This window comes from Kitasatospora sp. NBC_00240 (assembly GCF_026342405.1).
GTDB lineage: Bacteria > Actinomycetota > Actinomycetes > Streptomycetales > Streptomycetaceae > Kitasatospora.
Genome location: NZ_JAPEMU010000001.1, coordinates 2,246,645 through 2,271,373, shown reverse-complemented (window position 1 = coordinate 2,271,373; position 24,729 = coordinate 2,246,645). Strand labels below are relative to the sequence as shown.

The 24,729-nt window shown below is 73.6% G+C and carries 20 protein-coding genes; 10 read left to right on the top strand and 10 right to left on the bottom strand.

What is annotated here, in order from left to right; all coding sequences use genetic code 11:
- Positions 1-43: 43 nt before the first annotated feature.
- The 4 genes from OG689_RS09495 to OG689_RS09480 all read right to left on the bottom strand — a co-directional run bounded on the left by OG689_RS09495 (position 44) and on the right by OG689_RS09480 (position 5,591).
- Positions 44-1,534: an NCS2 family permease gene (locus tag OG689_RS09495; RefSeq protein WP_266319334.1), complete on the bottom strand. Its 1,491-nt coding sequence runs from the start codon at positions 1,532-1,534 to the stop codon at positions 44-46.
- A 327-nt stretch (positions 1,535-1,861) separates the two neighbouring features.
- The gene (gene pucD, locus OG689_RS09490; protein WP_266319332.1) at positions 1,862-4,222 is read right to left on the bottom strand and encodes a xanthine dehydrogenase subunit D; all 2,361 of its coding nucleotides are present in this window, start codon (positions 4,220-4,222) and stop codon (positions 1,862-1,864) included.
- The gene (locus OG689_RS09485) at positions 4,219-4,704 is read right to left on the bottom strand and encodes a (2Fe-2S)-binding protein (protein ID WP_191287959.1); all 486 of its coding nucleotides are present in this window, start codon (positions 4,702-4,704) and stop codon (positions 4,219-4,221) included. Before OG689_RS09485 ends, pucD begins: the two co-directional genes overlap by 4 nt.
- Entirely contained in the window at positions 4,701-5,591 is an 891-nt protein-coding gene (locus OG689_RS09480) for an FAD binding domain-containing protein (protein WP_266319329.1), read from the bottom strand. Before OG689_RS09480 ends, OG689_RS09485 begins: the two co-directional genes overlap by 4 nt.
- A gap of 487 nt (positions 5,592-6,078) precedes the next feature.
- On the opposite strand from OG689_RS09480, the gene OG689_RS09475 reads away from it, so the two are divergent.
- Entirely contained in the window at positions 6,079-7,671 is a 1,593-nt protein-coding gene (locus OG689_RS09475) for a PucR family transcriptional regulator (RefSeq protein WP_266319327.1), read from the top strand.
- Between the two features lie 103 nt (positions 7,672-7,774).
- On the opposite strand, the gene OG689_RS09470 is transcribed toward OG689_RS09475, so the two are convergent.
- Positions 7,775-8,908, bottom strand: coding sequence for an alpha/beta hydrolase-fold protein (locus OG689_RS09470; protein WP_266319326.1), 1,134 nt, complete (start codon positions 8,906-8,908; stop codon positions 7,775-7,777).
- Between the two features lie 348 nt (positions 8,909-9,256).
- On the opposite strand from OG689_RS09470, the gene OG689_RS09465 reads away from it, so the two are divergent.
- The 7 genes from OG689_RS09465 (at position 9,257) to OG689_RS09435 (ending at position 17,565) form a co-directional block, all read left to right on the top strand.
- Positions 9,257-10,255, top strand: coding sequence for a substrate-binding domain-containing protein (locus tag OG689_RS09465; protein ID WP_266319324.1), 999 nt, complete (start codon positions 9,257-9,259; stop codon positions 10,253-10,255).
- Positions 10,252-11,301: an ABC transporter permease gene (locus OG689_RS09460; RefSeq protein WP_266319322.1), complete on the top strand. Its 1,050-nt coding sequence runs from the start codon at positions 10,252-10,254 to the stop codon at positions 11,299-11,301. The genes OG689_RS09465 and OG689_RS09460 overlap by 4 nt, the downstream gene beginning before the upstream one ends.
- Positions 11,298-12,086: an ATP-binding cassette domain-containing protein gene (locus tag OG689_RS09455; protein ID WP_266319320.1), complete on the top strand. Its 789-nt coding sequence runs from the start codon at positions 11,298-11,300 to the stop codon at positions 12,084-12,086. The genes OG689_RS09460 and OG689_RS09455 overlap by 4 nt, the downstream gene beginning before the upstream one ends.
- A gap of 41 nt (positions 12,087-12,127) precedes the next feature.
- Positions 12,128-13,192, top strand: a complete 1,065-nt coding sequence (locus tag OG689_RS09450) for an ROK family glucokinase (protein WP_266326989.1) — start codon at positions 12,128-12,130, stop codon at positions 13,190-13,192.
- 845 nt (positions 13,193-14,037) lie between these two features.
- Entirely contained in the window at positions 14,038-15,825 is a 1,788-nt protein-coding gene (gene ggt, locus OG689_RS09445; protein ID WP_266319318.1) for a gamma-glutamyltransferase, read from the top strand.
- 168 nt (positions 15,826-15,993) lie between these two features.
- The gene (locus OG689_RS09440; protein ID WP_266319317.1) at positions 15,994-16,797 is read left to right on the top strand and encodes an exodeoxyribonuclease III; all 804 of its coding nucleotides are present in this window, start codon (positions 15,994-15,996) and stop codon (positions 16,795-16,797) included.
- A 189-nt stretch (positions 16,798-16,986) separates the two neighbouring features.
- Entirely contained in the window at positions 16,987-17,565 is a 579-nt protein-coding gene (locus OG689_RS09435) for a hypothetical protein (protein WP_266319316.1), read from the top strand.
- 87 nt (positions 17,566-17,652) lie between these two features.
- Here the strand turns inward: OG689_RS09435 and OG689_RS09430 are convergent, their stop codons facing one another.
- The gene (locus OG689_RS09430; RefSeq protein ID WP_266319315.1) at positions 17,653-18,417 is read right to left on the bottom strand and encodes a lysoplasmalogenase; all 765 of its coding nucleotides are present in this window, start codon (positions 18,415-18,417) and stop codon (positions 17,653-17,655) included.
- Positions 18,414-19,274 (bottom strand): sterol desaturase family protein, encoded by an 861-nt coding sequence (locus OG689_RS09425; protein ID WP_266319314.1) that lies wholly within the window; start codon positions 19,272-19,274, stop codon positions 18,414-18,416. The genes OG689_RS09430 and OG689_RS09425 overlap by 4 nt, the downstream gene beginning before the upstream one ends.
- 144 nt (positions 19,275-19,418) lie before the next feature.
- Between OG689_RS09425 and OG689_RS09420 the strand changes: the two genes are divergently transcribed.
- Positions 19,419-21,455, top strand: a complete 2,037-nt coding sequence (locus OG689_RS09420; RefSeq protein WP_266319313.1) for a DUF2398 family protein — start codon at positions 19,419-19,421, stop codon at positions 21,453-21,455.
- 31 nt (positions 21,456-21,486) lie between these two features.
- Here OG689_RS09420 and OG689_RS09415 read toward each other — a convergent pair whose 3' ends face one another.
- Positions 21,487-21,669 (bottom strand): hypothetical protein, encoded by a 183-nt coding sequence (locus OG689_RS09415; RefSeq protein WP_266319312.1) that lies wholly within the window; start codon positions 21,667-21,669, stop codon positions 21,487-21,489.
- A gap of 421 nt (positions 21,670-22,090) precedes the next feature.
- Here OG689_RS09415 and OG689_RS09410 point away from each other — a divergent pair, with 421 nt between their 5' ends.
- Positions 22,091-22,912: a putative protein N(5)-glutamine methyltransferase gene (locus OG689_RS09410; protein ID WP_266319311.1), complete on the top strand. Its 822-nt coding sequence runs from the start codon at positions 22,091-22,093 to the stop codon at positions 22,910-22,912.
- Between the two features lie 117 nt (positions 22,913-23,029).
- Here the strand turns inward: OG689_RS09410 and OG689_RS09405 are convergent, their stop codons facing one another.
- Both OG689_RS09405 and OG689_RS09400 read right to left on the bottom strand, forming a co-directional pair.
- Positions 23,030-23,647, bottom strand: coding sequence for a TetR/AcrR family transcriptional regulator (locus OG689_RS09405; RefSeq protein ID WP_073921707.1), 618 nt, complete (start codon positions 23,645-23,647; stop codon positions 23,030-23,032).
- A gap of 58 nt (positions 23,648-23,705) precedes the next feature.
- The gene (locus OG689_RS09400) at positions 23,706-24,614 is read right to left on the bottom strand and encodes an acyl-CoA thioesterase II (RefSeq protein ID WP_266319310.1); all 909 of its coding nucleotides are present in this window, start codon (positions 24,612-24,614) and stop codon (positions 23,706-23,708) included.
- Positions 24,615-24,729: the final 115 nt, after the last annotated feature.

Below are 24,729 nucleotides of genomic sequence, written 5' to 3'. Positions count from 1 at the left end.
TGCCGCCGGGCGGGGACGCGGTCCCCGCCCGGCGGCGGTGGCGCTAGTGGACGCCGAGCAGTTCCTTGACCGGACCGAGCGCGAAGTAGATCACGAAGACGGCGGTCAGGATCCACATCAGCGGCCCGGGCTCGCGCCACTTGCCGGTGCCGGTCTTGATGGCGACGTAGGAGATGACACCTGCGGCGACACCGGCGGTGATGTTGTACGTGAACGGCATCAGGACGCAGGTGAGGAAGGCCGGGATGGCGACCTCGCGGTCCGACCAGTCGATGTGCCTGGCCTGGCTCATCATCATCGAGCCGATGACGACCAGCGCGGCGGAGGCGACCTCGACCGGCACGATGCCGGCGATCGGGGAGAAGAAGAGCATCAGCGCGAAGAAGCTGCCGGTGACCAGCGAGGCGAGGCCGGTCCGGGCGCCGTCGCCGACACCGGTGGCGGACTCGACGAAGACCGTCTGGCCGCCGGCGCCCGCCACGCCACCGACCGCGCCGCCGGCGCCGTCGATGAACAGGGCCTTGGACAGGCCGGGCATCCGGCCCTGCCGGTCGGCGAGACCGGCCTCGGTACCGACGCCGATGATGGTGGCCATCGCGTCGAAGAAGCCCGCCAGGACCAGGGTGAAGACCGCGACCGAGGCGCTGATGGCGCCCATGCCCTGGCCGCCGAAGGCGCCGAACAGGTCGATGTCGCCGAAGAGGCCGAAGTTGGGTGCCGCGACCGGGCTGCCGGGCCACTCCGGGACCGAGCTGCTCCAGGTGTGCTCCGGGAGGTTCACCGTCGCGTTGACGACGAAGGCCACCACGGTGCCGCCGGCGATGCCGAGCAGGATCGCGCCGCGGACGTTGCGGGCCAGCAGGATGAAGATCGCGATCAGGGTGACCGAGAAGATCAGCACGGGCCAGCCGGCCAGTTCGCCGGCCGGGCCGAGCGAGACGGGCGGGCCGTACGGGTCCGGGCCGTGGTGGATGAAGCCCGACTTCACCAGGCCGATCAGCGCGACGAAGAGGCCGATGCCGATGGTGATCGCGTGCTTGAGCGGCAGCGGAATGCCGTTCATGATCTTCTCGCGGAGGCCGGAGACCACCAGCAGCACGATCATCAGACCGTAGATCACACAGAGGCCGAAAGCCTGTGGCCAGGTGGTGTGCGGCGCGACGATGGTGGAGAGCGCGCCGGAGACCGAGAGGCCGGCTGCGAGGGCCAGCGGGACGTTGCCGACCACACCCATCAGGATGGTGGTGACGGCGGCGGCCAGCGCGGTGGCGGTGGTCAGCTGCGCGTGATCCAGGTGCATGCCGTTCTTGTCGGCACCGCCGAGCAGGATCGGGTTCAGCAGCAGGATGTAGGCCATGGCCATGAAGGTGGTGAGGCCGCCGCGGAGCTCGTTCCCGAAGGTCGAGCCCCGGGCCGATATCTTGAAGTAGGCATCCATGGCGTTCTTCGGCTGTGCTGCCGGGGGCGGCGTGGTGGCGTCGTCCTCAGCGGGTCTTTCTTCAGTGGTACCTGGCTCCGTCGGGATCCGGGTCATGTCCACTCCCAAGGTTCATAGGGGGTTGGGGTGGGCGAGCCGACCTGGTGACCAGGCAGAGCTGGTGCAGGGGGACTGTTCGACTCACTGGGCGCACTCTGTGGCAGTGCCTGCGGTGCGTTGTTGCCCCGGCCGGAGGCCGGGGAGGTGGTGCGCACCGCTGCAGAACCCCGGCGTGGGAGAGGCAGCGGGAGAATGCGTTCACTGTGCTTCAGGTCGTGCATGGCGTTGCTCTTCGGTGCTGGCCGGCGCCGTGGGTGCCGGGTGTTGCTGCCCCGGGGCGACGGGGAAGACGGTCGCCGCCCCGGGGAGGATCGGGTACCGGGACTACAGCGTCCCGGTGATGTGCTCGGGCCGGACCGGGATCCGGTTGAGCGCCTTGCCGGTCGCCTGGCGGATCGCCGCGACGATGCACGGGGTGGCCGAGACGGTCGGGGCCTCGCCGACACCGCGCAGCCCGTACGGGGCGTTGGGGTCGGGGAGCTCCAGGATGTCCACCGGGATCGGCGGGGTGTCCAGGATGGTCGGGATCAGGTAGTCGGTGAAGGAGGCGTTGCGCACCTTGCCGTCCCGGACGATGATCTCCTCCATCACGGCGAGGCCCAGGGCCTGGGTGCAGCCGCCCTGGATCTGGCCGATCACGGACAGCGGGTTCAGCGCCTTGCCGACGTCCTGGGCGGCGGTCAGCTCGACCACCTTGACCAGGCCCAGCTCGACGTCCACGTCGACCACCGCGCGGTTGGCGCAGAAGGTGTACTGGACGTGGCCGAAGCCCTGCCCGGTCTCCTTGTCGAAGGGGACGGTCGGGCGGTGGTGGTGCTCGCGGGTCAGGTCGACGGCCTCGTCGCCGAGCAGGTCGACCAGCGGGATCAGCGCCCCCTGGGACTCGGAGACCACCTTTCCGCCGGCCAGCGTGAGGTCGTTCTGGGTCCAGCCGTAGCGCCGGCGGCCCTTCTCGATCACCGCCTGCTTGACCGCCTCGGCGGCGAGCTTCACCGCGCCACCGGTCATGTACGTCTGACGCGACGCGGAGGTGGAGCCGGCCGAGCCGACCTCGGTGTTCGCCGGGTGGATGGTCACCTGCTCGACCCCGAGCTCGGTGCGGGCGATCTGGGCGTGCACGGTGACGCCGCCCTGGCCGACCTCGGCCATCGCGGTGTGCACCATGGCGACCGGCTCGCCGCCGATGACCTCCAGGCGGACCCGGGCGGTGGAGTAGTCGTCGAAGCCCTCGGAGAAGCCGACGTTCTTGATGCCGACCGAGTAGCCGATGCCGCGGACGATGCCCTCGCCGTGCGAGGTGTTGGACAGCGCGCCCGGCAGGGTGCGGACGTCGACGTTCTCCAGGTCCAGCGGCGGCGGGAGCGGCATGTCCTTGACCCGCTGCAGCAGCTCGGCGACCGGGGCCGGCGAGTCGATGACCTGCCCGGTGGGCATGGAGTCGCCCTCGGACATCGCGTTCAGCTGGCGCAGCTCGACCGGGTCCATCCCCAGCTCGGCGGCGAGCTTGTCCATCTGCGACTCGTACGCGAACGCCGCCTGGACGGCGCCGAAGCCGCGCATCGCGCCGCAGGACGGGTTGTTGCTGTAGAGGGCGATGGCCTCCATCCGCACGTTCGGGATGTTGTACGGGCCGTGGCCGAGCGACGCGGCGTTGCCGACGACCGCGGGGGAGGCGGAGGCGTAGGCGCCGCCGTCCAGCACGATCCGGGCGTCGGCGAAGACCAGCTTGCCGTCGCGGGTGACGCCGTGCTCGTAGGTCATCTTCGCCGGGTGGCGGTGCACATGGCCGAAGAAGGATTCGTCACGGGCGTAGACGATCTTGACGGGCTTGCCGGTGCGCTGGGCGAGCAGGCTCGCGTGGATCTGCATCGACAGGTCCTCGCGGCCGCCGAAGGCGCCGCCGACACCGGCCAGCGTGAGGCGCACCTTCTCCTCCGGCAGGCCCAGCACGGGGGCCATCTGCTGGCGGTCCACGTGCAGCCACTGGGTGGCGACGTAGAGGTCGATGCCGCCGTCCTCGGCGGGCACGGCCAGGCCGGACTCCGGGCCGAGGAAGGCCTGGTCCTGCATGCCGACCTCGTAGTCGGACTTCACGATGACGTCGGCCAGCGCGCGGATCTCGTCCGTGACGCCGCCGCCGTGCACCAGCTTCTGGCTGTGGCAGATGTTGCCGTAGCCGTGCGACTTGAACTCGTGCGGCTCGTGGACGTAGCCGTACACCTCGGGGTTGAGGCACTGCTCCTCGGTGACGATCGGGGTCAGTACCTCGTACTCGACCTTGATCTTCTTCACCGCGCGGCGGGCCGTCTCCGGGTGGTCGGCCGCGACGATCGCGATCGCCTCACCGTGGTACCGGACCTTGTCGATGGCCAGCGCCGGCTGGTCCTGGATCTCCAGGCCGTAGAACTTGCTGCCCGGGATGTCGTCGTGGGTCAGCACCGCGTAGACGCCGGGGAGCTTCAGCGCCTCGGAGATGTCCACCGAGAGGATGTTGGCCCGGGGGTGCGGCGAGCGCAGCGCCATACCCCAGAGCATGTCCTCGTGCCACATGTCGGACGAGTAGGCGAACTCGCCCTTCACCTTGAGCGTGCCGTCCGGACGCAGCGGCGAGCCGCCGATGCCGTCCTTGCTGGCCTGCCGGATGTCCTGAAGGTTCTTCTGACCCTGGATGGTACGAGTACTCATTCGGAGGCCGCCTTCGCGCACTTGCGGGCGGAAGCGAGCCGCACCGCGTCCATGATCTTCTCGTAGCCGGTGCAGCGGCACAGGTTCCCCGAGAGGGCCTCACGGATGTCCGTGTCGCTCGGCTGCGCGTCGTTGTCCAGCAGCGCGTCGGTCTGCACCAGCAGGCCGGGGGTGCAGAAACCGCACTGCACGGCGCCGGCGTCGATGAACGCCTGCTGGACGAGGCCCAGCTCGCCGTTCTCGTCGGTCAGGCCCTCGACGGTGCGGACCTCGCGGCCCTGCACCTGGCCGGCCGCGACCAGACACGAACAGACCGGGGTGCCGTCCAGGTAGACCGTGCAGGACCCGCACTCGCCCTGCTCGCAGGCGTTCTTGGAGCCCGGCAGGCCGACCCGCTCGCGCAGCACGTAGAGAAGGCTCTCGCCCTCCCAGACGTCGTCCGCCTCCACGGGCTTGCCGTTGGCGGTGAATGTGACCCTCATGCCGCGCTCCTGATCTGCTTGCTGTAGTCGTTCCACGTCCAGGTGAGGGTCCGCCGGGCCATCACGGCCAGTGAGTGCCGGCGGTAGTCGGCGGTGCCCCGGACGTCGTCGATCGGGGAGGCGGCGGCCTTGACCAGCTCGCCGAAGCGCTGGGTGACCTCGGCGCCGAGCAGGTCGCCCGACTCCCACAGACCGCGCTCGGCGAGCACACCCTGCAGGTACTCCTCGGCCTCCACCGCGCGCCGCGGCGTGGGGGCGGCCGAACCGATGCCGGTGCCGACGGTGCCGTTCTTGGGGTGCAGCGCGAAGCCGAAGGCGCAGACCGCGATGACCATCGCGTTGCGGGTGCCGATCTTCGAGAACTGCTGCGGGCCGTCCGCCACGGGGATGTGGACGCGCCGGATCAGCTCGTCCTGCTCCATCGAGTTCCGCTTCACGCCGACGTAGAAGTCGTCGATCGCGATCAGCCGGGCACCACGGGCGTGCGAGGCGACCTCGACGAAGACGTCGCGGCCGGCCGCCAGCAGCGCGGGGTGGGCGTCACCGGCGGGGGAGGCCCCGCCCAGGTTGCCGCCCACGCCGCCGCGGTTGCGGATCTGCGGCGAGCCGACGGTGTGGGCCGCCAGCGCGAGGCCGGGCAGCGGCCCGGACAGCTCTTCGATGATCCGGGTGTACGGCACCGAGGCACCGAGCTGGACCACGTCGCCCGTGATCGCCCACTCCGTGAGCTCGGTGATGCGGTTGAGGTCGAGAATCGCGGATGGCCGGTGCACGTCGAAGTTCATCTCGACCATGACGTCCGTACCGCCCGAGATGGGCAGCGCGGTCGGGTACTCAGCCTTCGCCGCGAGTGCCTCGTCCCAGGTAGCGGGCCGAAGGAACTCCATGCGGGTGTCTCCTCAAGTCGTTGCCAGCTCGAACAACTGGGCACTGTGCCCGAGATCCCTCCCGACCCGCCCAGATGGGCGCGTCCGGACGGGTCTCGAAACCCCTGGTGTGTCGGACCTTGCTACCGTCTCGTTGCCGAAGCGTTGAGTCCTGGTCACCGGGGTGTGTCCGGCGGCGTGTGGCCAGTGAACCGCCGACGGACCACCCGAAGGCAGTCACCGATGGCATGAAGCCTTCGACGTGCTGCCGCCCGGCATCCTGTACGTTCCTCTAAGCTGGGCAATCGCCCAGCCCAGCGGTCGCAAGGCCGCTCTCTACGACCGTAATCCGGCCGTGATTGCGAAGCTACGGCCCCGTGACCCACGGGCGTGTTGATGCGTAACGCCGAGCACTGATGTTCGGGCACACTGTGAGCCCCGCAGGCGAGCCCGCCAGTCGCGCCCCCACCCTGCTCATGCCCCCACCCTCAGCCGAAGGAGTCTGCGGATGCGTGTCCGTGACCTGCTCGCCCCCGGAGCCCCGAGACTGCGGCTGCTCGCCGGTGAGGACGAACTCGACCGCCAGGTCAGCGGCGTCATGACCACGGACCTGCACGACCCCGGCCGCTACCTGCACGGCGGCGAACTGGTGCTCACCGGCATGCTCTGGCGCACCGCCCCCGAGGACTCCGAGCGCTTCGTGCGCACCCTGGCGGCCGGCGGCGCGGTGGCCCTCGCGGCGGGCGAGGCCGAGGTCGGCCCGGTGCCGGAGGACCTCGTCGAGGCCTGCCGCAGGCACCGGATGCCGCTGCTCGGCGTGCCCGACGACGTCGCCTTCGGCGCGGTCGCCGAGTTCATCGGCCGTCAGGTCTCCGCCGACCGCGCCGCCGACCTGTCCGCCCTGGTGGACCGGCACCGGCTGCTGGTCTCGGCGGCCGGCGGCGGCGGGCTGGACGCCGTCCTCGATCTGCTCGGCGGCGACCTGGACCTGGACTGCTGGGTGCTCACCCCGACCGGTGCGGTGATCGCGGGCCCCGCCGACCGGCTCACCGCCGAGGACCGCGACCAGCTCGTCCGGGCCCACCTCGGCGCCCAGCGCCAGCGCCGCCGGCCCCCGCACCGGGCCCGGATCGCCTCCGGCTCGTACTCGCTGCTCCCGGCGCCCGCCGTCCCCGGCTCCGAGGCCCCGCTCGCCGACTGGGTGCTCGCGGTGGCCGGCGACGTCACCGAGTGGACCGCCAAGCGCCAGCAGCTCGCCGAGAACCTCGCCCGGCTGGTCGCCGCCGAGCGCACCCGCCGCGACGAGGGCCGCCGGCTGCGCCGCCGCCTCGCCGACGAGGTGCTGACCCTGCTCCAGCGCGACGCCGACCCCTCCGAGATCAGCCGCACCCTGTACGCCTCCTCGGCGATGGCCGCCCGCTACGAGGGCCGCGAGCCCAAGCCGCAGGCCTCCGAGGGCTCCTGGCTGGTGGTCAGCGCCGAGGGCACCGGGCTGCCCGACGGCGCGGTGCGCTCGATCCTGGAGGAAGCTCTCACCGAGACCTCCGACCGGGCACTGGTGGCCGGCGGCGGGACGGGCGCGGTGGTCGTGCTGCCCGCCCCGGACACCGCGGTGCCCGCCGACGCGCTGCGCGACCTGCTCGCCCCGCTGGAGGCCGGCCTCGGCTCCGAGGGCCGGATCACCCTCGGCGTCTCCGCCCCCGCCCAGGAGGCCGGCGGCCTGCGCGGCGCCCTGGAGGAGGCCCGGCACGCCCGCCGGATCGCCGCCGCCCGGGTCGGCCGGGTCTGCGTGGCTGGCCCCGAGGAGCTGGCCTCGCACGTCCTGCTGCTGGCCGCCGTCCCGGACGAGGTCCGCCGGGCCTTCCGCAGCCGGCTGCTGGACAAGGTCATCGCGTACGACATCGAGCACCAGGCCGATCTGGTCCGCACCCTGGAGGCCTTCCTGCGCTCGGACGGCTCCTGGACGCGCTGCGCGGCCCAGCTGCACGTGCACGTGAACACCCTGCGGTACCGGATCGGCCGGATCGAGGAGCTGACCGGCCGTGACCTGTCCCGGCTGGAGGACCGGGTCGACTTCTACCTGGCGCTGGAACTGGCCTGACCGGCCGTCGGCCGGAGGAAGCGGGCACGCAGACGCCGTAGGCCCCCGGTGCGGGGGCCCTACGGCGTTCCGGGCGGGTGGCCCGGGCGGGTACGGGGACGGTTCAGGGCTGGACGGGGATCACACTGGTCAGCCACTCGAAGACGCCCGGGACCATCGGCTTCCAGACGTCACTGGCGTGCGGGCCGGTGGTCTCCACCGGCTGCACGGTGGTCGGCGCCTTGGCGGCGTCCCGGAGCGCGATCGCGTCCTCGAAGCCGTCGCCCTTGTTGCCGCTCAGGTACAGCGCGACCTTCGGGGGCTGGGCGGCCGCCCGGAGGATGTTGACCGGGTTGTTGGCCTCGCGCAGCTTCGGGTCCTGGCCGGCCAGCGACGCCTTCTCGGCGGCGGGGTCGTTGTAGCCGGAGAGGCTCACCCCGGCCCGGTAGCGGTTCGGGTGCGCGACGGCGAGCTTGGTGGCGCAGTGCGCGCCGGCGGAGTAGCCGGCCACCGCCCAGCGGTCGGGGGACGCGTCCACCCGGAAGTTGTCCATGATCATCTGGGGGACGTCCCGGGACAGCCAGGTCTCGGCGTTCGCCTTGCCCGGGACGTCGGTGCAGCCCGCGTCGACCTGGTTGCCCAGCAGCAGGGTGCGCGGCGAGACCAGGATGAACGGCGCCACCTTGCCCGCCGCCATCAGCGGCTTGAGCTGCTCGGAGACCTTGAGCGTGCCGTACCAGGTGCTGGAGGAACCGGGCCAGCCGGGGATGAGTTCGACCACCGGGAACTTCTTGTCCTTGTGGGCGGGGTCGTTGTACTGCGGCGGCAGCCAGACCAGCACCTCGCCGTCGATCCCGGAGAGCTGGCCCTTGAGCTCGGTGCGCTGCACGTCGCCGGGCACCTTGGGGTCGTCCACGTTCTTGAAGGACTGGACCACCTTCGCCGGCGGCTTGGCGGCGTCGTGGCCCGGCGTGGAGGCGCCCGGCGTCTCCAGCGGCGGCACCGAGGGCACCGCGCGGACGTGGTGCCCGGTACCGAGCAGGTCGTCCCAGCTGCCGTAGATCAGGTTGGCGTTGTTGACCATGACGAACACCATCGTCACGGCCGTGAACTGGCAGAAGAGCAGCATCGCGAGTCTGCTCAGGATCCGCAGCGGGCGAGGTCCGCGGACCTTCCCCCACAGCAGCAACGCGACCGTGATGGAGACCGGCACGAGGATGATCGTGCAGATGAGGAACGGTGTACCGAGCAGTTGCATCAAGTTCTCGTTATCCGGGTTGCAAGCCGCCCGGGCCCCGCTTGCCCGGTGCGCTCTCCAATGGGATGGGACGGCGTGGAACGGAAGATCGGTTGCCGGCGAATCTGTGGAAAACCTGAGAGGAACATCACATTTTCCTGATGATCCGCACTCACCCCGGACACAGTCTGCCATCCACGCGGGAGCAGTCACCCGATTCGCCCAGGGATCTCCAAGGAAAGCCCCCGAGCAGGCACGATACCGTTCGGGCGAGACGGGACCGGGCGAGGCGGTCCCGGCATTCGGACACCTGGCATCCCAGACTGGGGGACCGGGCGGCCCGGCCGGCGAAGCAGGAGAGACGCGACGATGACCCGATTCCCCCTCCGCCCGTTCTGCGCGGCGCTCGTGCTGACGGTGGCCCTCGCGGGCTGCAGCAGCACCGGGGGCAGACGCGCCGAGCAGGCCCGCAACCGGGCCGCGACGGCCGGCGGCGCGGTGGACACCCCCCGGTGGCGGGTCGCGATGGTCACCCACGCGGGGGCGGGGGACGCCTTCTGGGACATCGTGCGCAAGGGCGCCGAGCAGGCCGCGGCCAAGGACAACATCACCCTCCTCTACTCGAACGACGCGCAGACCCAGAACCAGGTCCAGCTGGTGCAGGCCGCCATCGACCAACGCGTCGACGGCCTCCTGGTCACGCTCGCCAAGGGGGACGCGCTCGGCCCGGTGCTGGCCAAGGCCGAGGCCGCGGGCATCCCGGTGATCAGCATCAACTCAGGCCAGGAGTTCTCCGCCCGGTTCGGCGCGCTCACCCACATCGGCCAGGACGAGACCGTCGCCGGCCAGGCGGCCGGCGCCGCCCTGGACACCCGGGGCCGCCGATCCGTCCTCTGCGTCATCCACGAGCAGGGCAACGTCGGTCAGGAGCAGCGCTGCGACGGCGCGCGGTCGAAGTTCGGCGGCCGGTTCCAGACCCTGTACGTGGACGGCGTCAACATGCCCGACGCCAAGGCCGCCATCTCCGCCAAGCTCCAGGCCGACCCGGCACTGGACACCGTGCTGACCCTCAGCGCCCCGGTGGCCGCCACCGGACTGCAGGCGATCCAGGACGCCCGCCGCCCGGTCGAGCTGGACACCTTCGACCTGGGCACCCAGGTGGTGGCCGGCCTGCAGGCCGGCACCGTGGGCTTCGCCGTCGACCAGCAGCCGTACCTGCAGGGCTACGAGGGCGTCGACCTGCTCTGGCTGTACCGCTACAACCTGGACGTCCTCGGCGGCGGCAAGCCGGTGCTGACCGGCCCGCAGGTGCTGACCAAGGACGACGCGGCCGCGCTCGCCCAGTACGTCGCGAGGGGGACCCGATGAGCACCTCGGCGCCGCCGCCCACCGACGTCCTGGCGACCGAGCGCCCGCCGGCCGTCCGACGGCTGCTGGGCCGCCCCGAGATCGGCGCGCTGATCGCGGCGGTGGCGGTGTTCCTGGTCTTCTCCGCGGTCGCCGACAGCTTCCTGCGGACCTCCTCCTTCGGCACCGTGCTGTACGCCGCCTCCACCATCGGGATCATGGCGGTGCCGGTCTCGCTGCTGATGATCGGCGGCGAGTTCGACCTGTCGGCCGGGGTCCTGGTGACCACCGCCGCGCTGACCTCCTCGATGGTCTCCTACCAGCTCACCGCCGTGACCTGGGTGGGGGTGCTGGTCTCGCTGCTGGTCGTGCTGGCCGTCAGCGCCTTCAACGGCTGGATGCTGAGCCGCACCCGGCTGCCCAGCTTCATCGTCACCCTCGGCACCTTCCTGATGCTGACCGGCGCCAACCTCGGCGTCACCAAGCTCGTCACCGGGACGGTCACCACCAGGCCGATCTCCGACATGGAGGGCTTCGCCTCCTGCCGGTGGCTGTTCGCCTCCGAGATCACCGTCGGCGGGCTGACCGTCAAGGCCACCGTCTGGTGGTGGCTGGGACTGCTGCTGGTCGGCAGCTGGGTGCTGCTGCGGACCGGCTTCGGCAACTGGATCTTCGCGGTGGGCGGCGACGCGGCCGCCGCCCGTGCGGTCGGCGTGCCGGTCGCCCGCACCAAGACCGTGCTCTACCTGGGCGTCGGCTTCTGTGCCTGGGTGCTCGGCCAGCACCTGCTGTTCTCCTTCGACACCGTGCAGTCCGGCGAAGGGGTCGGCAACGAGCTGATCTACATCGTGGCGGCCGTCATCGGCGGCTGCCTGATCACCGGCGGCTACGGCTCGGTGGCCGGCTCCGCGCTCGGCGCGCTGATCTTCGGCATGACCAGCAAGGGCATCGTGTACGCCGAGTGGAACCCCGACTGGTTCAAGTTCTTCCTCGGTGCGATGCTGCTGCTGGCCGCCCTGCTGAACGCCTGGGTACGCCGCCGGGTCGAACGGGGGACGAGCCGATGACCGGCCGTGAACTGCTGGCGCTGACCGCCGTGGGCAAGACCTACGGTTCCGTCCGCGCCCTCCAGGACGTCTCGCTGACCCTGCGTGAGGGTGAGATCAGCTGTGTGCTGGGCGACAACGGCGCCGGCAAGTCCACCCTGATCAAGATCATCGCCGGGCTGCACCAGCACGACGAGGGCAGTTACACCATCGCGGGGGAGGAGGTCCGCCTCGGCTCCCCCCGGCAGGCCCTGGACCGCGGCATCGCCACCGTCTACCAGGACCTCGCGGTCGTCCCGCTGATGCCGGTGTGGCGCAACTTCTTCCTCGGCTCGGAGCTGGGCCGGCTGCGCCTGGACACCGCCGCGATGCGGGCCACCACCCGCGAGGCACTGCTGCGGATGGGCATCGACCTGCACGACGTCGACCAGCCGATCGGCACCCTCTCCGGCGGGCAGCGCCAGTGCGTCGCCATCGCCCGGGCCGTGCACTTCGGTGCCAAGGTGCTGATCCTGGACGAGCCGACGGCCGCGCTGGGCGTCAAGCAGTCCGGGGCGGTGCTGAAATACGTGACGGCGGCCCGGGACGCCGGCCTCGGCGTCGTGCTGATCACCCACAACCCGCACCACGCCTACCTGGTCGGCGACCACTTCACCCTGCTGAAGCGGGGCAGGATGGCGGGCAGCCACCCGCGGGCCGAGATCGGCCTCGAACAGCTCACCACCGAGATGGCGGGCGGCTCCGACCTCGCGGAGCTCAGCCACGAACTGGCCCGCACCGACCCGAAGGAGCGTCCGCCGCAGTGACCAGCCCCCACGGCACCACCAGGCAGGCGGTCCTGCCCACCCTGCTCGGCCTCGGCCCGCGTGCCGAGCGCCGCCGCCGGGCCCTGCCGCCCGGCATCCTGCGACTGCCCACCATCGGGATCGACATCGGTGGCACCAAGGTGGTCGCCGGCGTGGTGGACGGCGAGGGCAAGGTCCTGGAGAAGCTGCGGGCCGACACCCCGGACAAGACCAAGAGCGCCAAGGTGGTCGAGGACGTCATCGTCGACCTGGTGCTGCGGCTCGCCGACCGGCACGACGTGCACGCGGTCGGCATCGGCGCGGCCGGCTGGGTCGACGCGGAGCGCTCGCGGGTGCTCTTCGCGCCGCACCTGAACTGGCGCAACGAGCCGCTCCAGGAGGCGCTCAGCGAGCGGCTGCGGTTCCCGGTGGTGGTCGAGAACGACGCCAACGCCGCCGCCTGGGCCGAGTGGCGGTTCGGCGCCGGCCGCGGCGAGGACCACATGGTGATGCTGACGCTGGGGACGGGCATCGGCGGCGCGGTGGTCCGGGACGGCTACGTGGACCGCGGCAAGTACGGACTGGCCGGCGAGTTCGGCCACATGCAGGTGGTGCCCGGCGGGCACCGCTGCCCGTGCGGCAACCGGGGCTGCTGGGAGCAGTACTCCTCCGGGAACGCGCTGGTGCGGGACGCCCGCGAGCTGGTCGCCGAGGAGTCGCCGGTGGTCGAGCCGCTGCTCGCGCTGGCCGGCGGGGCGATGGAGGGCATCACCGGCCCGCTGGTCACCGAGGCCGCCCGGGCGGGCGATCCGGTCGCCACCGAACTGCTCTACGAGGTCGGCACCTGGCTCGGCGTCGGGATCGCCAACCTGGCGGCCGCGCTGGACCCGGGGCGCTTCGTCATCGGCGGCGGCGTCTCGGAGGCCGGCGACCTGCTGCTCGGCCCGGCCCGGGAGGCCTTCAAGCGCACGCTGACCGGCCGGGGCTTCCGGCCGGAGGCGGCGGTCGTGCACGCGGCGCTGGGCAACGAGGCCGGGCTGGTCGGCGCGGCCGACCTCGCGCGGCAGGTGGCCCGCCGGTTCCGGACGATCAAGCGCCACCGGGTCGAGCGGGGCATCGAGACCTGAGCGGGCCGACCCCGCCGGTCAAGGTGGCGCCGGCGGCGGTGCGGTTCGGCGGGTGGCGCGGTCGGCGCCGGTGGCGCGATGCGCGCGGTTCGTCCGGGCGGTGGTGCGGGCCGGCTGTCCGGCCTGCCGGGCGGTGGTGCGGTGCGAGCCGGGTGGTGCGGCCGGGACGGGCGGTGCCGGTCCTGCGCTCCGCACGGTTCGCGGGCGGCGCCGCGTGCCGGTCGTACGGTTCCTGCTGTCCTGCTGTCCTGCTGTCCTGCCGTCCTGCCGTCCTGCCGTTTCGCTGTCGTGCTGTCGTGCTGTCCGTGCCGTCGTACGGTTCGTGCCGGTGGTGCGGGCGGGCCCGGCGGCCCGGCAGCCCTGGCGGCGGCCGGGCCGGGGCCGGCTCATCTGGCGGGGCGCCACATCCCGGGGGTCGGCTCGGCCGTCCGGCGGGACGGGTGGGTCCTGGGGGGCGTGCTGGGTCGGGCCCAGGGTCTTCTGGTCGTCATGGCGAATCCTCTCGGTGTGTTCATGCCATGACAATGACTACCAGGCGTGCCGCCGCACATGCAATGCGTGATGAGTGTGACGCAGGCTACTGGCCGAGATCAGGCGCCGCATTCCGGCCACCCCGCCCACCCTGCCCTGCCGTCCCGCCGGGCCGTCGCGCCCGACCGCTCCGCCCGGCCGGTTCGGTCGCCCCGCCGCGCGCCGTTCGGCCTGCCCCGCCGCGTCCGGCCCGGCCGGGCCGCCCGTCGCGGGGCCGCCGGCCGGCCCGGGTCGTCCGGCCGGGGCCGAGGCCCTGTTGTCCGGTACACCTCCACTGTGAAAGAACGGACCTGACGTCGTCTCAGGAGGTCCGTATGAGAGCCCTGGCCCGCATCGCCCCGCCGCTGCTGCTCGCCACCGCGCTGGTCTGTGCCTCGGTGGCGCCGGCCGGGGCGGCCGCCCCGCCGGCCAAGGTGCCGGAGGCCGTGGGCTACGGCGGCGCGGTCGCCAGCGTGGACGCGGACGCCACCGCGGCCGGCATCGAGGTCCTCCGCAAGGGCGGCAACGCCGTGGACGCGGCGGTCGCCACCGCCGCCGCGCTGGGTGTCACCGAGCCCTACTCGGCCGGAATCGGCGGGGGCGGCTACTTCGTCCACTACGACGCCGCCACCGGCCGGGTCTCCACCCTGGACGGCCGCGAGACGGCCTCCCGCACCGCCGACGACTCGCTCTTCCTGGTCGACGGCAAGCCGCTGGCCTTCGCCGACGCCGTCACCAGCGGCCTCTCCGTCGGGGTCCCCGGCACCTCGGCCACCTGGGAGAAGGCCCTTCAGCTCTGGGGCAGCCGCTCGCTCGGCGAGGTGCTGAAACCGGCCGAGCGGATCGCCGAGCAGGGCTTCACCGTCGACCGGACCTTCCGGGACCAGACGGCCGGCAACGAGGCCCGGTTCCGGGACTTCCCCGAGAGCGGCCGGCTCTTCCTGCCCGGCGGCAGCCTCCCCGAGGTCGGCTCCACCCTGCGCAACCCCGACCTGGCCGCCACCTACCGCCAGCTCGGCCGGGACGGCACCAAGGCGCTCTACCAGGGCCCGATCGGCGCCGACATCGTCCAGGCGCTGCAGCACCCGCCGGTCGACCCGGCGTCCGGGCGGGTGGCCAGGCCCGGCCGGGTGGACGCCGCCGACCTGGCGGCCTACCAGGTCGCCCAGCAGCGGCCCACCCACGTCCCGTATCGCGACTACGACGTGTACGGGATCGCGCCGTCCAGCTCCGGCGGCACCACCACCGGCGAGGCGCTCGGCATCCTGGAGGACGTCGGGCCCCCCGACGCGGACACCACCCAGTACTACCACCACTACCTGGAGGCCAGCCGGATCGCCTTCGCCGACCGCAACCGCTGGGTCGGCGACCCGCGCTTCTCCGACGTGCCCGCCGAGGAACTGCTCTCGCCGCGCTTCGCCGCCGCCCGGGCCTGCCTGATCAGCCCCGACCATGCGCTGACCAGCCCGCTGGCCCCCGGCGACCCGCGCCACCCGGCGTCCTGCGCGAGCTCCGGCCCGGCCGTCACCGAGACCTACGAGGGCCCGAGCACCACCCACCTGAGCGTCGCCGACCGGTGGGGCAACGTCGTCTCGTACACCCTGACGATCGAGCAGACCGGCGGCAGCGGCATCACCGTGCCGGGCCGCGGCTTCCTGCTCAACAACGAGCTGACCGACTTCTCCTTCACCCCCAACACCCCCGGTGTGCCGGACCCGAACCTGCCCGGCCCCGGCAAGCGGCCCCGCTCCTCCATCTCGCCGACGATCGTGCTGCGCGACGGCGAGCCCCTGCTGGCGGCCGGCTCGCCGGGCGGCGCCACGATCATCACCACCGTGCTGCAGGTGCTGCTGGGCCGGCTGGACCGAGGCCTCAGCCTGGAGCAGGCGATCGCCGCGCCCCGGGCCAGCCAGCGCAACAGCGCCGCGACCCAGGCCGAGCCGGCCTTCCTGGCACTGCCCGAGCGGGCCCGGCTGGAGGCGCTCGGGCACGTCTTCGCCGTCACCCCCGAGATCGGCGCCGCCACCGGCGTCGAGCGGCTGGCGGACGGGCGCTGGGTGGCGGCGGCCGAGCCGGTGCGGCGCGGCGGCGGCGCGGCGGCGGTGGTCCGGCCCTCGCGGTAGCCGCCTTGCCGGGTGGGGCCCGCCGCTGCGGCGGCCCCCACCTCCGGCTGCGGCCCGCTGTCGGTGCCTGCCGGTAGATTCGGGGTGGGCGTCCGCAACGACGCCCGCCCCTCGCCCGGGCCCCCGCGCCCGGGCCTTTGTCCGCCCCACCCGGGAAGGCCGCCAGCCGTGACCGTCCGCATCGCCACCTGGAACATCAACTCCGTCACCGCGCGGCTGCCCAAGCTGCTGGAGTGGCTGGAGAGCGCCGAGCCCGACGTGCTCTGCCTGCAGGAGCTCAAGTGCTCCACCGAGGCCTTCCCGCACGAGGCGGTCAAGGAGCTCGGCTACGATACGGCCGCGCACGGCACCGGCCGCTGGAACGGCGTCGCGATCCTCTCCCGGATCGGCCTGGACGACGTCGTGCGCGGGCTGCCCGAGCAGCCCGGCTACCTCGCCGACGACGCGCTGCTGGCCGACGTGGAGCCCCGCGCGATCGCCGCGACCTGCGGGCCGGTACGGGTCTGGTCGGTGTACGTGCCCAACGGCCGCGAGGTCGACCACGCGCACTACCGCTACAAGCTGGACTGGCTGGAGTCGCTGCGCCGGGCCGTCGTCGAGGACGCGGCCGGTGGGCGGCCCTTCGCCGTCCTCGGCGACTTCAACATCGCCCCCACCGACGACGACGTCTACGACGTCGCGGCCTTCGCCGGGCTGACCCATGTGACCCCGCCGGAGCGCGCCAGCCTGGGGAACCTGCGCGAGGCCGGCCTGCAGGACGTGGTGCCGCGCCCGCTGAAGTACGACCACCCGTACACCTACTGGGACTACCGCCAGCTGGCCTTCCCCAAGAACCGCGGCATGCGGATCGACCTCACGTACGGCAACAAGGCCTTCGCGGACGCGGTGACGGACAGCTACGTCGACCGCGAGGCGCGCAAGGGCAAGGGGACGTCCGACCACGCGCCGGTCGTCGTCGATCTGGACCTCTGAGCCGGGTCGCCGAGCGGGCCGTGGGGGCCGCCGTACCCGGTCGCGGAGCGTACCGGTGGCCCCCGAACGGTCCCGTGCGGTGGCCGCCCGGAGGGCCGCTGCCTACCGTGTGGGGTAACTGGGTGTAGTTGTCCGTTCACGTGGACACAGGAGTCCCCGACTGCGCCCGAGAATCCTGGAGGTTCCGGTATGCGCCCCACGCGTACGGCCGCCGCAGCTCTGACAGGCGCCACCCTGCTTCTCGCCCTCGCGGCCCCGGCGGCGCTGGCCAAGGACGGCGACCGGGCATCGGTCAGCCCGGCCCAGGCCGCGCCGGGTCAGAGCGTCACCGTCACGGTGTCCTGCGAGAAGAGCACCACCAAGACCATCACCGCCGAGTCGAGCGCCTTCGAGGGCGGGCCGGTCACCCTGACCCTCGGTTCGGACGGCCGGCACACCGGCTCGGCGAAGCTGGCGAACAAGCCCGGCGGCGACGCCAAGGTCGACGGGAAGTGCCCGGACGGCGCGACCTTCTCCACCACGGTCACGGTCACCACGGTGACCACCACCACCCCGACCCACGCGGCCAGCCAGGCGGTCACCGACTGGGTCACCTCCGAGGCCGGGCACGGCGGGCTGGTCGAGGAGCCGCACGGGGCCGTGAGTACCGGCCTGGGCGGATCGGTGGGCAGCAACCCGGCCGAGCTGGCCGGCGGCGCGGTCCTGGTGGCCGGCGGGGTGGGCGGCTTCCTGCTGCTGCGCCGCCGTTCCGCCTCCGACTCGGTCTGAGGCGGCGCGGCCCCGGCGCCCCCGGCCCTGCTCGTGCGCGCCCCCGGACCACCGGTCCGGGGGCGCGGCCGTGCGTCGGGCGCGGCGTCAGGCGGTGGCGGGCCGCGGCTCCCGGCCCGGCTCCTCCCGCAGGCCCGGCCCGTCCTGGCCGTCCGCGTCCTCGATGCCGTCCGGCCCGTCCTCCCGGTGGGCCCGCAGCGTGCCGCTCGCCAGCAGGTACTGGGCGACGATGTAGGTCGCCATGACCCAGAACTGGTGGCCCGGCAGCTCCCGCCAGTCGGCCAGCTGGGTGGCGATCAGGGTGTCGGAGAGCAGGAACAGCGCCCCGCCCAGGCCGGTGCGCCAGCCGAGCCGGGCCGAGGTGACGGCGGTCGAGGTGAGCAGCAGGCTGTACACCGCGACCGGGATCTTGAGGTCGCCCAGGCCCGGCCAGAGCTGGCTGATCATGACCGCCCAGGCCGCCGCGTAGGCCGCCGCCACGACGGCGGTCCGCCGCCGGTCGTCCAGCGCGCCGCGCCGCACGAACATGGTCACGTAGCAGACGTGCGCGGCCGCGAACGAGCCCATGCCGGCCAGGAAGGCGGTGTCGCCGCCCGCCTGCAGCAGGATGTCGCCGCCGGCGCTCAGCAGCAGGGCGGGCGCGAGCAGCTTGGGCGCGCGCTCGGTGCTCGCCAGGCTGTGCGCCGCCAGCAGCGGCATCAGCGCCGGCTTGGTGGCGTGCTGGAGCCCGGGGGAGTGGGTGAGGATCGCGCCCAGGTGCGCGACCGAGGTCGCGGCGAAGCCGGTGAGCAGGCCGCGGGCGGCGCGCAGGCGCCCGCCGACGGCGGCACGGGTCGTGGTGCTGAGGCTCATGCGGCGTTGCCCTCCGGGCGGTCGGGGCGGACCGGCTGCCAGCCGGGGCCCTTGGTGAGGTGGCGCAGGCGGTCCCGCCAGTTGTCGGCCGCCGTGAGGTCCCTGACGATCGAGGCGTACTCGTGGGTGGCGACCCGCAGCGGGTTGAAGGTGTCCAGATTCTTCGTCAGGCCGTAGACCGGCCTGGTGCTCTCCGCCGCGAAGGAGCCGAACATCCGGTCGAAGACGATCAGGATGCCGCCGAAGTTGCGGTCCAGGTAACCGCCCTGCGAGGCATGGTGCACCCGGTGGTGGGACGGCGTGTTGAAGACGAACTCGACCGGGCGCGGCAGCCGGCCGATCCGCTCGGTGTGGATCCAGAACTGGTACACCAGGTTGGCCGAGGAGCAGAACGCCAGCGCGGCGGGGTGGACGCCGGCCAGGATCATCGGGACGTAGAAGACCCAGCTGGTGGCGCTGGTCCAGGGCTGGCGCAGCGCCGTGGAGAGGTTGTAGTGCTTGCTGGAGTGGTGCACCACGTGACAGGCCCACAGGATCCGGACCACGTGGTGGCCGCGGTGCGACCAGTAGTAGCAGAAGTCCTGCGCCAGCAGCATCAGCGGCACCGTCCACCACAGGACGGGCACCCGGAGCGGGGTCAGCTCGTACAGCGCCGCGTACAGCGCCAGGATCGGGATCTTCCAGAGCGCGTCGAAGACCAGGCTGCCGATGCCCATGGTGAGGCTGGTCGTGGTGTCCCGCGGGCTGTAGCCCTGCTCGTCGTCGTCCGGAAGGAACCGGTAGCAGACGATCTCCAGGACGGTGAGCAGCACAAAGGCGGGTATCGACCACAGCACCACGTCGGGCAGGTTCGGCATGTCCGGCACCATAGGCGACGCCGGGCGCCCGGCGGAAGGGGTTGTTACCGGCGCGTAGCCCGAGGCGCGTCCGCCGGACAATTCGCGGCGTCGCCCGGTTGCTGCCACCGGCCGCCGCGCCCACCGACTAATCTGGTCCACGACATGGATCAGCAGGAGCACGCGGTCGGCACCGTCAGGGTGCCCGGCGGCACGTCGGACGGGCGCACGGGCGGGGCGGGGCGGGGCACCACCGACGCCTGCGTCGCCGTGCGCGACAACCGCCCTGACGAGGCACCGGGCGGGCTCCCCGGCGGGCGGCCGGCAGCCGGGCGGACCGCCGGCTACGCGGGCCTGGACGGGACCCCGGACCCAGGGCTGCTCCGCCTGGCCGGCTGGTTCGCCGAAGCCTCCGACGAAGGCGCCCACGACCTCTTCACCGCCGCCTTCGGCCTGTACGGCGCCCGGCACTTCGGCGCCCGGCACGGCGCGGCCGCCGCCGGCGCGCCGGCACCCGCCCCGGATGCGCCCGGGCCCGCCGAAGCCGTGAGCTGGTGGCACGGGCCGAGCGCCCTGGCCGAGGCCGCCCGGCCGGTCCGCGAGGCCCGGCCGCTGCCCGGCCCGCGCCGGTCCCGCCGCACCGCCGGCGCCGCGGTGGACGCCGCCGCCCCGGCCGCCGGCGGCCGCCGCGGCAAGCACCGCCGGCCCGAGCCCGCCCCGGCCCCCGCCGGACCGCAGGAGCGTTCGGCCGCCGCCGAGCGCCGGATCGCCGCCCGACTGCTGCTCGCCCACCCGCTGATCACGGCCGCCGGCCCGCACGGCGAGGGCTTCCCGCTGATCCGCCGTCACCGCGACTGGCTGACCGAACGGTTCGACGCCCTGCTGGGCTACCGCCTGGTGGTCGGCCCCTGGCACGCCCGCCTCGGCAAGGCCGGGCTGGGGCCCGGCGGTGCCCGCCGGCTGGAGCACCCCGGCAGCGGCACGCCGTTCACCCCCGGCGAGTACGCCCAGCTCGCCGTCGCGCTGTCCGTCCTGGTCGACGCCCCCGAGCGGCTGCCGCTCGGGCGGCTGGTCGCCGCCGTCCGTGCGGCCTCCCCGCCGCCGGCCGCCGGGCGCGGGCCGGGCCCCGAGGCCGATCTGGCCGGGGCGCTGCGGGTACTGACCGACTGGCAGGTGCTCAGCGCCACCGGCAGCGGCCTGGACACCCTCGACCCGACCACCGAACTGACCGTCGACCGGGAGCTCGCCCGCGCGCTGCCCGCCGGGCCGCCCGCACCGGCCGCCGACGCCGAGGACCTGGTCCGCCGGGCGGCCGAGACCGACCCCGGCACCGCCGTACGCCGCCGGCTCGCCGAGACCCCCGTCGTGCTCCACGACGACCTGGCCGGGGCCGAGCGGGCCTGGCTGGCCGAGCAGTGGCACACGGTGGCCGGGACCTTCGCCGAGTTCCTCGGGCTGGAGGCCGAACTGCGCACCGAGGGCGTGGCCCTGCTGGACCCCGCCGACGAGCTCACCGACCTCGCGCTGCCCGGCACCGGCACCCTCGCCCGGGCGGCCCTGCTGCTGGTGGAACGGCTGGTCGAGGAGCTGCGCCCGCTGCCCGGCGAGCCCACCGCGCCGGCGGTGCCGATACCCGACGCGCTGATAGACGGCGCCCTCGGCGACATCGCCGACGAGTACGGCCTGCGGGCCGGCTGGCGCCGCGACTACCTGGCCGACCGGACGGCGCTGCGCCGCGACGCGCTCGACCTGCTGGCCCGGATGGGCCTGATCGCGCCCACCCCGCGCGGCACCTACCCGCCCGGCTGGCTGCTGCGCGCCCCCGCCGCCCGCTACGCCCCGCAGGCGGAGCTGCTGCCCACGCCGGGCACCGGTCGGCACTCCCGCCGGGACGGCGCCGACGGCGCCGACGACGGGGAGCCGGCCGGCTACGGGGAGCTCGGGCCGTACGGGGATCCGGCGGAGTACGAGAACGCGGGGCTGTATCCGGTGCAGGAGCCTGGGCCGTGCCGGCCGTCCGAGGGGGTTGAACCGGCCGTCGGTGCGGTCCTGACGTCCGCCGTCCGGTCGGGCGGGGCGTCCGCGCAGGTGTCCGGCGGTGCGCCCGGGCGGGCGGAGCGGCCGGCCCGGGGCGGTCAGGTCGAAGCGGTCGTCCCGCCGGCCCGCGGGCCCGCCGAGCGGCCGCAGCAACTCCCGGCCTGAACCGGGCCGCCGGCCGCGGCCGGCAGCGGGCTCACCGCGCGGCGCTGGTGGCGGCGACCGAGTCGTGGCGGACGGTCTCGACGGTGGCGCCGACCCCCAGGGTGCCGAGCGCGACCGAGGCGGCGACCGCGGCGCAGGCGAGGAAGCGGCGGTGGCGCTTGGGGAGGGGGAAGCGCTGGTCCTGAGTGGTGGAGGACAGAGGCTGGGCGTTCATGTCAGAAAGCATGGCGGCGCACCGTTAAACGATGACTACAGGCGGGTGAAGTCTGGACGGGGGCCGGACGTCGGTGCAGTGCGCCCACCGGAAGGCGCCCGTCCGCCCCGCCCCGCCGTCCGTCCGCCCCGCCGGCCGGAGTGCGCCCCGCCGTCCGTCCGTCCCGCCGGCCGGAGTGCGCCCCCCCGGAAGCCCGTGCGGGTCGGGTCCCGTCGTACACCCCTTACGGTCACCGGTGATCGGGTAGTGTGGCGGCAGCCGGGAGTGACCCCGGTGCCCGCTCCGACCCACGGGGCGAACGGACGAAGGAGGTGGGACCCATCACCGCTGTGTCAGGTCGGGTGCTCCTTCCTCGCGACCGGGCGGTCCGACCGGTATAGGTGACCGCGGGAGCGCCCTTCGGCGTTCCGAAAGGTTTCACGTGTCGGCTCCAGCTTCCTTCCCGCCCTTCTCCGCCCTCGTCAGCAGGCTTCGCGCCGCCGGCTGTGTCTTCGCCGAGGACGAGGCACGGCTGCTCCTCTCCGCCGCCGCCACCCCGGCCGAACTCACCGCCATGGTGGAGCGCCGAGCCGCCGGGCTGCCGCTCGAACACGTCATCGGCTGGGCCGAGTTCTGCGGTCTGCGGATCGCCGTGGACGGCGGGGTCTTCGTCCCCCGCCGCCGTACCGAGTTCCTGATCGAACGGGCGGTCGCGCTGGCCCGGCCCGACGCCGTGGTGGTCGACCTGTGCTGCGGCTCCGGCGCGCTGGGCGCCGCGCTGGCCGCCGCCCTCGGCCCGGTCGACCTCCACGCCGCCGACATCGACCCCGCCGCGGTGCGCTGCGCCCGGCGCAACATCGCGGCGGCCGGCGGCACGGCCTACCAGGGGGACCTCTTCGACCCGCTGCCGGCGGCCCTGCGCGGCCGGGTCGACGTCCTGCTCGCCAACGTGCCGTACGTGCCCACCGAGGAGGTGGAGCTGCTGCCCGCCGAGGCCCGGCTGCACGAGGCGCGGGTGGCGCTCGACGGCGGTGCCGACGGGCTCGACGTGCTGCGCCGGGTGACCGCCGAGGCGGCGTCCTGGCTGGCCCCGGGCGGCCACCTGCTGTTCGAGACGGGCGAGCACCAGGTCCCCGAGGCACTGCACACCGTCGAGGCCGCCGGGTTGGTCGCGGAGGTGGCCGAGTGCGAGGAGCGCTACGCCGTCGTCGTGACGGGCACCCGGCCGGCTCCCCGGCGGTCCGGGCGGCCCGCGGACCGATGACGCCGTCGTCCCCCGCCGCCGGACACCCCGGGGCCGGCCGCCCGGCGGCGGGCGCGCCTCACCACGGGCGGCCGGCGCCCACCGGGTCGTCCCGGGCGGCGGCCGTCGCCCGGGGGATCACGGCGTGTCGTACGGGGTGAGCACCAGCCGCACCACGTCCTCCAACCGGCGCCGGGCGTCCCCCAGGGTCGTCCGGCCGGTCACCCAGGCCGTCAGCTCGCCCTGCCAGGCGTGGCCCACGATGTGCCGGACGAGGTCGCTCGCCGCCGTCGGCACCTCCGCCATCACCGCCTGCAGGGCGGCGTTGTCGGCCCGCGCCATGCCCTGCAGGGCCTCGCTGGCGAACGGATCGGTGGACGCCGCGACGGCCACCCGCAGCCGGGCCAGCTGCGGTTGGCGCTGGTAGGCGCGCATGCCGTGCCGGACGAAGCGCACCACCCGGTCCGTCGTCCCCAGCCCGCCGCGCGGCCCGCGCAGCTCCGCCACCAGGTCGGCCAGCAGCAGCCGGTGCCACTCGGCGATGGCGGCGGCCAGCAGGTGGTCCTTGGAGGAGAAGTAGCGGTACGCCGTGCCGAGGGCGACTCCGGACCGCTCGCAGACCTGCTTCATCTGCAACCGTTCGACGCCGATCTCGTTCACGAGGGCGAGCGCAGCGGCGATCAGGCTCTCGCGGCGTTCGAGTTGGCGTGGAGACATCGCCTCCACCGGCCGTGGTGACAGGTCAACCTTGGTCACCCGCACCATCATACGGGCCGGGGCGTTGCCGGAGTATGACGCGTGGAACCCCCGCGTGCTACCGCAGGCCGCGGCGGTCGCGGACCAGGGCCTCCTGGACGGCCGAGGCGACCAGCATCCCCTCCCGGTTGTAGAACTCGCCGTGGGAGAGGCCGCGCCCGTCGGAGGCCGAGGGGCTGCGCTGGGCGAACAGCAGCCACTCGTCGGCCCGGAACGGCCGGTGGAACCACATCGCGTGGTCCAGCGAGGCGAGGATCACCTCGGGCGGTTCGGTGCGCTGGAACCGGTGCGGCTGCAGGTGCAGGGTGGCGGTCGAGGCCAGCGTGAGGTCCGACAGGTAGGTGAGCGCGCACACCTGTAGCAGCTGGTCGTCGGGCGGCAGCGGGGTGCCGGCCCGGAGCCAGACGAACTGCTGCGGCACGCCCGGGACGGCGGGCGGCAGCCCGGGCGCGTCCGGCGGGATGAACCGCATCTGCAGGGTGCGGAACCCGTCCGCCCGGGCGTAGTCCTCCGGATCGGCCTGCTCCCAGAGCAGGAAGGGGTCCGGCAGGTCCTCGGGCGCGGGTACTGCCGGCATGGTGCGCTGGCGGCTCTCGGCCTGCTCGGGGTGCTTGAAGGAGGCCGAGAGCGTGAAGATCGCCTGGCCGCTCTGCAGGGCCGTCACCCGCCGGGTGGCGTACGAGAGTCCGTCGCGGACCCGGTCCACCTCGTAGTCGATCGGCCGGGTCGGGTCGCCCGGCCGCAGGAAGTAGCTGTGCAGGGAGTGCACCGCCCGCCCGTGGTCGATGGTCCGCCCGGCGGCGGTGAGCGCCTGCGCGGCGACCTGGCCGCCGAAGGCGCGCATCGGCGCCCCGGCGTGGCACCAGCCGCGGAACAGGTTCTTGTCCAGCTCTTCGATCTGCAGCAGTGCGGCGAACGGTCCGATGCCGCCGGTTGCCTGCGTCTGCTGCTCAGTGGGCTCGATCACCCGTTCATAGTGGCAGAAACGGGGTGTCCGGCGATGTGACCTGGGTTACCCGGACGGGCCGGCCGATGGTAGAACGCGTTCTTGTCGGACGCCTTGTCAGAGCCTGGCCCTAACG